Source organism: Thermanaerovibrio velox DSM 12556 (assembly GCF_000237825.1).
GTDB classification, from domain to species: Bacteria; Synergistota; Synergistia; order Synergistales; family Synergistaceae; genus Thermanaerovibrio; species Thermanaerovibrio velox.
Map to the genome: position 1 here is coordinate 455,904 of NZ_CM001377.1, position 11,711 is coordinate 467,614.

Here is an 11,711-nt window from a genome sequence, read left to right on the forward strand (position 1 = left end):
GTTTGAGCCTGGCTTTGGGGGTGACCCTTAGGGGGATAGATGCGCTTCCGGTGGAGGTGGAGGTCCAGATAACCGGTGGGCTATTCTCCATAAACGTGGTGGGGCTTCCGGACGCCTCGGTGAGGGAAGCCCGGGAGAGGGTGAGGGGGGCCCTTAGGTCGGTTGGGGTCTCGCTTAAAGGGCGGGTGACCGTGAACTTGGCCCCCGCGGACGTGCCCAAGGAGGGAGCCCTGCTCGACCTGCCCATGGGGCTTGCAATGATGGATGCGGCGGGTTGCCGGCTGCCCCTGAAGGGGGCGGTCTTCATAGGGGAGCTGTCGTTGGACGGGAGGCTCAGGGGGGTTAGGGGGGCTCTGCCGGCGGCGCTCCTGGCTAGGGGGCTTCAAGTGCCCCTCTTCCTGCCCGCCGACAACGCCCCGGAGGCCGCCATGATCCGTGGGGCGGAGATCTACGGGGCCTCGACCATTGAGGAGGTTGTTCGCCATCTTAGGGGAGAGGCGTTGATACCCCGGTTCGAGGGGGATTTCGGTGAAGATGTCAACGATCCACCGGAGGTGGACATGAGGGACGTAAGGGGCCATGTTATGGCCAAGAGGGCCCTCGAGGTGGCCGCCGCGGGGCATCACAACCTCATGATGGTGGGCCCCCCGGGATCCGGGAAGACCATGCTTGCCAAGGCCCTCAAGGGCATCCTGCCCCCCCTTGGGGACTCGGAGATGATAGAGGTCATGGCGGTTCACAGCGTGGCGGGGTTGAAGCTGCGCCACGGCAGGTCAAGGCCCTTCCGGCCGGTGCACCCCACCGCCAGCTCGGTGGCCATATGCGGGGGTGGATCCTCCTTGCGGCCCGGGGAGATCAGCCTGGCCCACCGGGGAGTCCTGTTTTTGGACGAGTTCCCGGAGTTTCAGAGGGACGTGATCGAGGCCATGAGGGGGCCCCTGGAGGACGGTTTCATAAGGGTGAGCCGCTCCTCCGGAACCGTGGAGTACCCGTGCAGGGTCCTTCTTGTGTGTTCCGCCAACCCCTGTCCCTGTGGATACCTCGGTGACCCCGGGGGCTGCTGTCGCTGCGGTCCCGGGGAGATACACCGCTACAGGCGTAAGCTGTCCGGGCCCATCCTGGACAGGATAGACATGCACGTCACGGTGCCAAGGCTCACGCCGGCGGAGCTCATGGAGGCCTCCGCAGCGGAGGGGGAGTCCAGCCAGGCGGTGAGGGAGAGGGTGGTGGGGGCTCGGGAGGTGCAGAGGGACCGTTGGGAACCCATGGGGTTCCTGTGCAACTCCGAGGTGCCCGAGGGGATCCTTAGGAGGCACGTGGGGCTTGTCAGGGAGGCAAAGGAGATGCTGAAGGAGGCGGTAGGGGCCTTTGGCCTCAGCGGACGGGGTGTGAGCCGGGTGCTTAGGGTGGCGAGGACCGTGGCGGACCTCGCGGGTTCTCCCAAGGTTGAGGCGGTGCACGTGGCGGAGGCCTTGTCCTACCGAAATCGCGGGGAGGCCATGCCGTGATGGACCGGGATTCGATGAGGGCGTTTCTGTGCCTCAACCGGCTTTTCGAGGGCCGGGCGGGGCATCACCTTCGCAGGTGGGTGGAGGGCGGAGGGGTCCCTCGGGATCTTTTGATGAGCCCCAAGGGGTTTTCGCAAGGGGGGTTCAAGGAGGACATCTTCCCCAAGGCTTCGTCCCTTTTCTCTTCCCCTTGGGCGGATCGGGAGATGGAGCGTTGTCATGAGATAGGGGTAGACCTGCTGTTCATGGGGCACGGGGGGTATCCAGGCCAGCTGATGGACCTCAAATCTCCCCCGGCGGTGTTGTACGTCCGGGGGGCCCTCAGGGTTCCTGGTTCCTTGGGAGATGGGGTTGCGGTGGTGGGTACCCGCCGGGCGTCCGGCTATGCACTGAGGGTTGCTAGGTGCATAGGGGAGTTCCTGGGCTCCAGGGGTATTTGGACCCTTAGCGGCGGTGCTGAGGGGGTTGACGGGGCCGCTCACGACGGTGCCTTGAGGTCTGGTGGGGCCACCTGTGCGGTGCTCGGCACCGGGGTGGACGTGGTGTTCCCCGCTTCCCATGGGGAGCTCTTCAGGCGTATAACTGAGTCCGGTTGTCTTGTAAGTGAGTACCCGCTGGGCACCAAGGGGGCCCAGTGGCGTTTCCCCTTGAGGAACCGGATACTGGCGGCCCTGGCGGGAAGGACAGTGGTGGTGGAGGCCCCGAGGAGAAGCGGGGCCCTTATAACCGCGTCCCACGCCCTGGAGCTAGGCAGGGAGGTCTGGGCTGTCCCCGGCAGGATTGGGGAGCCCCCATGTGAAGGGTCCAACATGCTCATATATGACGGTGCCCTGGCTCTGGCGGACATCCGCCTCTTGGATCTCTCCGGTGGATCTGGCGCAGCTGATGGAGCTGGGGAGGATGGGGCTGGTTGCCGGGAGGCTTCATTGGACCCCGTCGACGGGGTCATATTGAAACTCCTTGCCCAAAAAGGGGAGCGGACTGTTGACAACCTGGCTGTTGAATGTAAAATCGGCGCCGCCGACCTGATGAGCCGCCTGTGCGTTTTGGAGGCCCGGGGGGTTGTGTACAGCCCGTCCCCTGGGCGTTTCAGCTTGTCCCCCCATGCCCCTGGGAGGCTGCGGGGCATGGGTTGTTAAGGTCGACGGGCCCGGTTTTTTAGTTCATCAATAAAGGGAAATAGGCTTTTGGTGATGAATGGGGCTTGGCTTTAGGTGGGGAGGGTTCACTTCCCGGGGTCCTGGGGGGTTACTCAGGGCCTTATGAGGCGGCCCCATTAAAATGTTTGCGGAGGTGTTTCATGGAGTTCAGGATACTTTCTTCCCTGGAGAGGACGGCCCTTCAGCCGGAGGCGGCGTCGTTGTTCTACGCCCTTTTGCACATGGGCTTTCCCCGGGAGGTCATGGAGAGGGCTTTGTTGGAGTCGGTGCTCCTTTTCAGGGCCACCGGCCTTTCCCTTGATGGGGACAGGTTTTCGGAGATCTTGGACAGGGGTATGGAGCAGCTTAGCCCATTTATGGGGGTTGACGAGGCTTCGGACGACCTCATGGGATTCGGGAGGGTCTGCTGACCATGGCGGCGCGGGGTGCTTCCAAGGCTGCCGGGGCCTCCTCGGGTGCCAAGGGTAAGAGGTCCTCTTCTAAGGGATCGGCCGAGGGGTCGCGCAGGAGGTCGAAGCTTGGCGGCGCCCCGGCGGGGGGCACCCTGGTGGTGGTTGAGTCCCCCACGAAGGCCAGGAGCCTGGGCAAGATGTTGGGGGCGGGCTACACCGTGGAGGCCAGCCTGGGTCACGTGATGGACCTTCCTAAGGGAAGGCTCGGGGTTGACGTGGACAATAGGTTTGAGCCCGAGTACATCCAGGTTAGGGGTAAGGCTCAGCTTATAAAGCGCCTTAAGGAGCTGGCCAAGGGGGCGGATAGGGTTCTGCTCGCCTCGGACCCGGACCGGGAGGGGGAGGCCATCGCGTGGCACCTTGGGATGCTCCTTGGGGTGGACATCGACTCTCCCTGCCGGGTTAGGGTTCACGAGATAACCCCCTCCGGGGTGGCGGCGGCCCTTGAGGACGTTGGCACCTTGGACATGAACAAGGTGTTCGCCCAGCAGGCCCGCAGGGTTTTGGACCGACTGGTGGGCTACAAGCTTAGCCCCCTTCTTTGGTCCAAGCTTCAGAGGGGCCTTAGCGCCGGCCGGGTTCAGTCGGTGGCCCTGCGGTTGGTGTGCGAGAGGCAGGATGAGATAGACGCCTTCGTGCCCGAGGAGTACTGGCAGGTGGAGGTGGAGGCCCTTTCGGACGACGGGAGGAGCTACACCTTGAAGCTGGAGCGAGAGGACGGCAGGCCCGTGAGGCTCAAGAACCGGGATGAGGCGGAGCGGGTCCGGGGCATCATATACCGAAACCCGCTGGTGGTCTCCTCGTTCAAAAGCCGTGAGGGATTAAGGCGTCCCATGCCCCCCTTTAAGACCAGCACCCTGCAGCAGGAGGCCTCAAGGAGGCTTGGTTACGGACCGAGGAGGACCATGAGGATAGCCCAGTCCCTGTTCGAGGGGGTAGAGATACCCGGCAGGGGGCCTGTGGGGCTTATAACCTACATGAGGACCGACAGCCTGAGGCTGTCGGACGAGGCGGTAGGGGCGTTCAGGGCCTACGTGGCGGGCCGTTTCGGGGATGGGTACCTCTCTAAGGAGCCTAACCAGTTCTCCCAGAAAGGTCGAAGCCAGGATGCCCACGAGGCCATACGTCCCACCGATGTGTTTCTGGAGCCCGAGGCCCTGAGGGAGCATCTGACGCCGGAGCAGTACAGGCTTTACGATCTGATATGGAGGCGTGCGGTGGCCAGTCAGATGGCGGATGCCAAGGTTAGGACGAACACCCTGGAGGTTCAGTGCGGCACCCTGGGGCTCAAGTGTTCCGGGGTGGAGGTGCTGTTCGAGGGCTGGGGGGGTCTCTGGCCCCTTGGGGTGAAGGATAGGTCCGTGCCCTCCGCCCGCTTGGGGGAGGAGCTGAAGGCTGGGGAAGTGAGGCTTGAACAGCGCTTCACCCAGCCGCCGGGCCGGTACACCGAGGCGGGGCTGATAAAGGAGCTGGAGGAGAAGGGCATAGGAAGGCCATCCACGTACGCCACCATAATCGAGACCCTGTCCGACCGGGGTTACGTGGATCGGGACGAGGAGAAGCGGCTTGCCCCTACGACCCTTGGGAGGTACGTTAACGCCTTCCTGGTGAGGCACTTCCCGGAGGTGGTGCAGGTGGACTTCACCGCCCGGATGGAAGACCAGCTTGACCGCATAGAGGCGGGAGAGCTCGAGTGGAGGCGTCCCATAGAGGAGTTTTACGGGCCCTTTGAGGTGAAGCTTGAGGAGGTGCAGAGGACCGCGGATAGGATGTCGGTTCCGCCGGAACAGACCGGTGAGTCCTGTCCCGAGTGTGGGAAGCCCCTGGTGATCAAGCGGGGCCGGTTCGGCGAGTTCGTGGGGTGCAGCGGGTATCCGGAGTGTCGGTTCACCAAGCGCAAGGAGACCTCCACGGGGGTTAAGTGTCCCAAGTGCGGGGAAGGGGTTTTGGTGATGAGGAAGGCCTCCAAGGGCAAGGGTAAGGGCCGGAGTTTCTACGGTTGTTCCCGGTATCCTGAATGCGACTATGCCTCCTGGAAGAAGCCCTCTAAGGGCGGGGATGTTACGGAGGTGTCCGATGAGGTTTGATGTTTCCGTGATCGGCGGCGGTCTTGCGGGCAGCGAGGCCGCCTTCAGGCTTGCGAGGATGGGTTTTAACGTGGCCCTCTACGAGATGAGGCCCGTGAAGCAGGGGCCTGCGCACAAGACCGGTCTTTTGGGTGAGCTGGTGTGCAGCAACTCCCTTGGGGCGGATCAGCCGAGTGCCCCCGCGGGGATACTGAAGGCGGAGATGAGGCGCCTTGGCAGCGTGATGATGGGCTGTGCGGACCGCAACCGGGTGCCCGCCGGGAGGGCCCTGGCGGTGGACCGGGAGGGTTTTGCCAGGGACGTCACGGAGGTCCTGTCCTCCCTTCCGAACCTCCGGGTTATAAGGGAGGAGGTATCGGAGATCCCCGATGGGCCCTGCATCATAGCCACCGGGCCTTTGACGTCCTCGGAGATGGCGGGTTCCCTGAAGGAGCTTGTGGGGGAGGAGTTCCTGTACTTCTATGACGCCGCTTCCCCCATAGTTACAATCGAGAGCGTGGACATGAGCCGCTGTTATCTGGGGAGCCGCTACGGGGAGGGGGAGGACTACATAAACTGTCCCCTCACGGAGGAGGAGTACCTGGCCTTTTGGGAGGCCCTGGTGTCCGCGGAGCAGGTTAAGCGCCACGAGTTCGAGGACAGCCGTTTCTTCGAGGGTTGCCTTCCCGTGGAGGAGATAGCCCGAAGGGGGAGGGACACCCTGCGGTTCGGCCCCATGAGGCCGGTGGGGCTCCCCGGCCCGGACGGCCGGGAGCCCTATGCGGTGGTCCAGCTCCGGCAGGACAACCGGGAGGGCACCTTGTACAACCTGGTGGGTTTCCAGACCAACCTCCTGTGGGGTGAGCAGGACAGGGTTTTCCGCATGATACCCGCTTTGAGGGATGCGGAGTTCGTCCGCAAGGGGGTCATGCACAGGAACCTGTACGTGTGTGCCCCGAGGGTTCTGGACGGGTACCTTAGGCCCAGGGGAGCCGGCAGAGAGGACGTTTTCCTCGCGGGACAGATAACCGGCGTGGAGGGGTACGTGGAGAGTGCCGCCATGGGGGTTTGCGCCGCCATCTTCATGGGCCGGGTCTTGAGGGGAGGGTCGCTTCCGGAGTTTCCGGAGGAGACCGCCGTGGGATCGCTGCTCAAGTACCTGAGGGAGGCCCGGCCGGAGGGCTTCCAGCCCATGAACGTGAACCTGGGAATCTTCCCTCCCCTTAGGGAGCGGATAAGGGACCGCCGGGAGAGGTGTTACCGGTACTTTGACAGGGCCGCGGCGGCCCTGGAGAGGTTCCTGGAGGATAACCCGGACCTTCTGCCAAGGTGGGCTTGAACTTTAAAAATTCGGAATATTGTGCTAGGCTGAACATGGGGTAAAATAGTCGGCATGGCCGGCGGAATTTACCCCTTGATAGATTCTTTTCTGGAATATTTAAGAAGTCTTAACCGCTCCGATCACACGGTGATAAATTACGGGGTTGATCTTGGGCAGTTCGCCGAGTATCTGGAGGGGGCTGGGGTCGAGGAGGCTTCTCAGGTGTCTCGGGATCACGTAAGGGGTTATCTGAGGAGCCTGTTGGGCTATGGGTTTGCCAAGACGTCGGCGTTGAGGAAGCTCTCGTCCATAAGGGGTTTCACCGGTTATCTGAAGGAGATGGGTATCATTGGGGAGGACCCCTGTGCGGGTGTGCGGGGGCCCAAGTCTCCCCAGGGACTGCCCCGGGCCATATCCTACGAGGACGTTAAGCGTCTCATAGAGGAGGGGCCGGAGGGCAGGGACTCCTTTAGGGACCGGCTGGTGCTTGAGGTGCTGTATGGGTCGGGTCTTCGGGTGTCCGAGCTCTGTGCCCTTGATTGGGACGACTTGGATCTGGAGGAACGTTGGATAAGGGTGACCGGCAAGGGCAGCAAGGGGCGCATGGTGCCCTTTGGTTTTCCGGTGCAGGGGCTGCTTTTCTCCTGGCGGGAGATGACCGGTGGGAGGGGGCCTCTTTTCCCCGGGAAGCGTGGGGCCTTGAGGATGACTTCCCGGACGGTCCACCGGATAGTCACGTCCTGCGCCAAGAGGGTAGGCCTTTGGGGGGTGGAGCCCTCACACGTTGAGGCACAGCTTCGCCACCCACATGCTGGAGGGGGGTGCGTCCCTCCGGGTGGTTCAGGAGCTGATGGGGCATGAGAGCCTGGTGACCACCCAGAGGTATTTGGACATAACCGCCGAGAGGATGAAGGAGAGCTATCAGCTCTCCCACCCCAGGGCTGGAGGGGATGGAGTTGTTTAAGGGTACTACCGTGGTGTGTGTGAGGAGGGATTCCAGGGTTGCCATGGCGGGGGACGGTCAGGTAACATTGGGGTCTCAGATTGTGAAAACAAGAGCTAGGAAGGTCCGTCCTTTGAAGTGGAACGTGTTGGCGGGGTTTGCGGGTTCCACCGCGGATGCCATGACCCTTTTCGAGAGGTTTGAGAGGAGTTTGGACGCCAACAAGGGGGATCTTCTCAAGGCCTCGGTGGAGCTGGTTAAGGAGTGGCGAACCGACCGGGCTTTAAGGCGCCTTGAGGCCATGATGTTGGTGGCGGACCTCGATAGGACGCTTCTCCTGTCCGGTTCGGGGGACGTTTTGGAGATGGAGGAGCAGTGTGCTTCCATCGGGTCCGGCTCTGGCTACGCCTTGGCGGCGGCGAGGGCCTTTTTGGAGGGTACCGACTGGGATGCCGGGTCTATAGCCAAGAGGTCTTTGGAGATAGCGTCGGAGATATGCATATACACCAATTCCCACGTCACGTTGGAGGAAATAGCGAGATGATGGACCTTACTCCCCGGAAGATAGTTCAGTACCTTGACAGGTACATAGTGGGGCAGGATAAGGCCAAGCGGGCGGTGGCGGTGGCGCTGAGGAACCGTATGAGGCGCCGCAGGCTTCCTGAGGAGCTGGCCCGGGAGGTTTATCCCAAGAACATCTTGATGGTGGGGCCCACCGGGGTGGGCAAGACCGAGATAGCCCGGAGGCTTGCCAAGCTGGTGGGAGCTCCGTTCGTGAAGGTGGAGGCCACCAAGTTCACCGAGGTTGGTTATGTGGGCCGGGACGTGGAGTCCATGATAAGGGACCTGGTGGAGGTGGCCCATCAGATGGTGAAGGCGAGGCGGCTTGAGGACGTGAAGCCCGAGGCGGATCGTCTGGCGGAGGAGAGGCTTTTGGACGCCCTCCTTCCGTCCCCTCGACCCAGGGGGCCTGAGAGGGGATTTCTTAGGCTTCTGGGTCTTTCGGAGGAGCAGTCTTCGGAGGAGGACGGGGGGCAGGAGGCGGAGGAGAGAAGGTCCGCCACCAGGGAGAAGCTCCGGGAGCTGCTTCGGTCGGGTAAGCTGGACGACCGGGTGGTGGAGGTGGAGATCTCGGAGTCGCCTTCCCTGGGCATGGCGGTCATGGGGCCCATGGGGATGGAGGGGCTGGACCTTGGGGAGATGTTGGGAGGTCTTTTCCCCAAGAGGACCAAGAGGAAATCCATGACGGTTGCCAAGGCCAGGGAAGCCTTGGCCATTGAGGAGGCGGAGAAGCTCCTCGACCGGGAGGCTTTAAGCCGGGAGGCGGTGAGCCTTGCCCAGGAGGAGGGCATAGTGTTCATAGATGAGATAGACAAGATAGCCTCCGTGGGGGGGTCCCACGGGCCTGACGTGAGCCGGGAGGGGGTTCAGAGGGACCTGCTGCCCCTGATAGAGGGTTCCGTGGTGAACACGAAACACGGGGCGGTGAGCACCGAGCACGTGCTGTTCATAGCCGCCGGTGCGTTCCACAAGGCCAAGCCATCGGACCTGGCGCCGGAGCTTCAGGGTCGGCTTCCCATAAGGGTGGAGCTGGAGCCCCTTGGGGAGGAGGAGCTTTACAGGATACTCAAGGAGCCGGCGGGGAGCCTCACGGACCAGTATCGGGCCCTGCTGGAGGTGGATCAGGTGAGCTTGGTTTTCGATGACTCGGGGCTTCGAGAGGTGGCCCGTTTGGCCTTCGAGATGAACCGTCAGATGGAGGACATAGGGGCCCGGCGGCTTCACACGTTGATGGAGCTGCTTCTGGAGGAGGTAAGCTTCGATGCCCCCCGACGGCGTGAGCGGCCAGGTGCTGGTGGATGGGGACTATGTGAGACGGCGTTTGGGCGGTCTTTTGGAGGAGAGAGATCCGAGAAGGTATCTTCTCTAGGTTCTAAGATAAAAGATAAATTTCAAGGAGAAAGATCAGGAGGAATGAGTATGAACACCCCTAGCGACTTGGTGGAATCAAGGCCTAAGATATTGGATCCGTCGGCCATGCAGGATCTTTTGGAGAAGACCCGTCTTGTGGCCCGGGCCCTTCAGAACCGGAAGGACCGGGGTGCTCCGGACTATGCGAAGCTCTCAAGGCTTCTTTGCGACCTCTCGGCGGCCAACGTGTACATAGTGAGCCGGGATGGCCGGATACTGGGTTACGCTTGGATAAGCTCCTACGACTGTCCGATAATGGTGGATATATTGTCCTCCAACACCCTTCCCTCAAGCTACATGGACAGGCTCAACCAGTATCATGAGTCGGTGCTGAACCACACGGACAACGGCATGTGCGCCTATACGGACCAGCCTTGCACTTACTCTAACAAGCACGTGCTGTACGTGCCCATAAACGGCGGCGGGGATAGGCTTGGCACTCTGATCCTGGCCCGGTTTGGCTGTCCTTTCGACACCAGGGATCTTGTGTTGGCGGAGTACTTGGCCACCGTGGTGGGGCTTGAGATACTTCACGACCGTTCCCGGTCCATAGAGGAGCGGGGCAGGGAGAGGCTGGTGGTTCAGATGGCCATGAGGGCCCTGTCCTACTCGGAGGTGGAGTCCGTGAGGCACATAATCCAGGACCTCGGGGGTTCCGAGGGGGTCGTGGTGGCCAGCAAGGTGGCGGACCGGGTAGGGGTCACCAGGAGCGTGATCGTGAACGCCTTGAGAAAGCTCAGCAGCGCGGGGATAATAGAGAGCCGGAGCCTGGGCATGAAGGGCACTTATATAAAGGTGATAAGCTCCCTGTTCCTGGAGGAGCTTGGCATAGAGGAGTAGCCCGCCGGGGGGATGCCCCCCGGGGCCTTTTTTTGTAGCTAATAAACGGTAAAATAAACGTTGCAACTTTAAGTGGATCCTTCGTCCTTGCGGGGTTGAAGGTTATAATGTGGGCGTATCTCATGTCTTGGGGGGTGTTGCGGGTATGAGAGGGGACTTGACCTGGGACGTCATCCAGACGGATCTTAACGGGCTTTCTCGAAGGATGGGGGCGGTGGCTCAGAACCTGGCCAACGCCAACACCCCTCGATATGCCCGTAGGGAGGTAACCTTTGAGGACCAGCTCAAGGCGGTGATAGACCAGCCTTCAAGGCTCCCCATGACGGTGAGCCATGAGAGGCACATGGCCAACGTCCCCCTTGGGGTGGACCAGGTTCGGCCGGTGGAGTCCAGGGTTCAGGACGAGATATACCGATATGACGGCAACAACGTGGACCCGGAGGTGGAGATGGCCAAGCTGGCGGAGACCAGGATGCTCTATCAGGCCATGACCAGGGTTTTAAGCCGCAAGATAGCCATGTACAGGACTGCCATAGGGGGTAGCCGCTGATGAGGGTTTTCAGGAGCGTTGACGTGGCGGGTAGCGCCCTCACCGCCCATCGGGTGTGGATGGATGCCATATCCTCTAACTTGGCCAACGCCAACACCACCAGGACCCCCGAGGGGGGCCCTTACGTGAGGCGCGTCCCGGTCTTTCAGGAGAGGCTCATGGAGGCGTTGAAGGACGGCTCTACTGCCTCGGGGGTGAAGGTGGTGTCCCTGGAGAAGGATCCGCTGCCGCCCCGGATGGTGTATCAGCCGGATCATCCGGACGCTAACCAGGAGGGTTACGTGGCCTACCCCAACGTCAACGTGGTGAGGGAGATGGCGGACATGATGGTGGCCAGCCGGGCCTACGAGGCCAACCTCACGGTGGTGGAGACCGGTAAGGCCATGTGGAACAGCGCCCTGGAGATAATGAGGGGTTAGCAGCGCTTCTAAAATGAGCCTATGGGCCCATGAAGAGGGTATTAGGGTCTTGCGGAATTGTGACTTAGGGCACTTTATGGCTTTTCGGGTGAGCCTTAAGCTTTCTTTAGGTGGAACGACAAGATAAAGCCGCCCTTTTGGGCGTCCTTTGAGGAGGTTTGCTTTCATGGACGTTGTCCGATTAGATCTTTCCCGGTATGGGGTCTTGGGTTCTCGGCCCATAGGGTCCCATGCGCAGGCTCCGTCGTCTCCGGTCACTCCCTTTGAGGAGGTCCTCAAGTCCAGCATGAAGCAGGTTAACTCCCTTCAGATGGGGGCGGATGAGATGGTGCGGCGTTTGTCCTTGGGGGAGGTTGAGGACGTTTCCCAGGTGTCCGTGGCGGTGGAGAAGGCGGAGCTGGCCCTTAGGACGTTGGTGGAGATCCGCAACAAGCTGGTGGACGCTTACCAGCAGATATCGAGGATGCCGGTGTAGTCCCTG

Annotated in this window: 10 protein-coding genes and 2 pseudogenes; all 12 read left to right on the forward strand. The window is 61.8% G+C overall.

Annotated elements, in window-relative coordinates:
* Positions 1 to 2: 2 nt before the first annotated feature.
* The 12 genes and pseudogenes from THEVEDRAFT_RS02070 (at position 3) to fliE (ending at position 11,705) form a co-directional block, all read left to right on the forward strand.
* Entirely contained in the window at positions 3 to 1,508 is a 1,506-nt protein-coding gene (locus THEVEDRAFT_RS02070) for a YifB family Mg chelatase-like AAA ATPase (protein WP_006583071.1), read from the forward strand.
* The gene (gene dprA / locus THEVEDRAFT_RS02075) at positions 1,508 to 2,647 is read left to right on the forward strand and encodes a DNA-processing protein DprA (RefSeq protein ID WP_006583072.1); all 1,140 of its coding nucleotides are present in this window, start codon (positions 1,508 to 1,510) and stop codon (positions 2,645 to 2,647) included. Before THEVEDRAFT_RS02070 ends, dprA begins: the two co-directional genes overlap by 1 nt.
* A 161-nt stretch (positions 2,648 to 2,808) precedes the next feature.
* Entirely contained in the window at positions 2,809 to 3,078 is a 270-nt protein-coding gene (locus tag THEVEDRAFT_RS02080; protein WP_006583073.1) for a hypothetical protein, read from the forward strand.
* 2 nt (positions 3,079 to 3,080) lie between these two features.
* A complete protein-coding gene (gene topA, locus THEVEDRAFT_RS02085) occupies positions 3,081 to 5,207 on the forward strand; it encodes a type I DNA topoisomerase (protein ID WP_006583074.1) in 2,127 nt (708 codons plus the stop codon).
* Complete coding sequence (trmFO, locus tag THEVEDRAFT_RS02090) at positions 5,197 to 6,525, forward strand: methylenetetrahydrofolate--tRNA-(uracil(54)-C(5))-methyltransferase (FADH(2)-oxidizing) TrmFO (RefSeq protein ID WP_006583075.1); 1,329 nt, start codon at positions 5,197 to 5,199, stop codon at positions 6,523 to 6,525. The genes topA and trmFO overlap by 11 nt, the downstream gene beginning before the upstream one ends.
* A gap of 54 nt (positions 6,526 to 6,579) precedes the next feature.
* Positions 6,580 to 7,471 (forward strand): annotated as a pseudogene (locus THEVEDRAFT_RS02095) (tyrosine recombinase XerC).
* Positions 7,464 to 7,994 carry an ATP-dependent protease subunit HslV gene (gene hslV / locus THEVEDRAFT_RS02100; RefSeq protein ID WP_006583077.1) on the forward strand — a complete coding sequence of 177 codons (531 nt, stop codon included), beginning with the start codon at positions 7,464 to 7,466 and terminating at the stop codon, positions 7,992 to 7,994. The pseudogene THEVEDRAFT_RS02095 and the gene hslV overlap by 8 nt, the downstream one beginning before the upstream one ends.
* A pseudogene (gene hslU / locus THEVEDRAFT_RS02105) lies at positions 7,994 to 9,229 on the forward strand (ATP-dependent protease ATPase subunit HslU); the annotation flags it as partial. The gene hslV and the pseudogene hslU, both read left to right, overlap by 1 nt.
* 201 nt (positions 9,230 to 9,430) lie before the next feature.
* Positions 9,431 to 10,261 (forward strand): GTP-sensing pleiotropic transcriptional regulator CodY, encoded by an 831-nt coding sequence (codY, locus tag THEVEDRAFT_RS02110; protein ID WP_040825130.1) that lies wholly within the window; start codon positions 9,431 to 9,433, stop codon positions 10,259 to 10,261.
* A gap of 145 nt (positions 10,262 to 10,406) precedes the next feature.
* Complete coding sequence (gene flgB / locus THEVEDRAFT_RS02115; RefSeq protein ID WP_006583079.1) at positions 10,407 to 10,811, forward strand: flagellar basal body rod protein FlgB; 405 nt, start codon at positions 10,407 to 10,409, stop codon at positions 10,809 to 10,811.
* Positions 10,811 to 11,230 carry a flagellar basal body rod protein FlgC gene (flgC, locus tag THEVEDRAFT_RS02120; RefSeq protein ID WP_006583080.1) on the forward strand — a complete coding sequence of 140 codons (420 nt, stop codon included), beginning with the start codon at positions 10,811 to 10,813 and terminating at the stop codon, positions 11,228 to 11,230. Before flgB ends, flgC begins: the two co-directional genes overlap by 1 nt.
* A gap of 166 nt (positions 11,231 to 11,396) precedes the next feature.
* Positions 11,397 to 11,705 (forward strand): flagellar hook-basal body complex protein FliE, encoded by a 309-nt coding sequence (gene fliE / locus THEVEDRAFT_RS02125; RefSeq protein ID WP_006583081.1) that lies wholly within the window; start codon positions 11,397 to 11,399, stop codon positions 11,703 to 11,705.
* Positions 11,706 to 11,711: the final 6 nt, after the last annotated feature.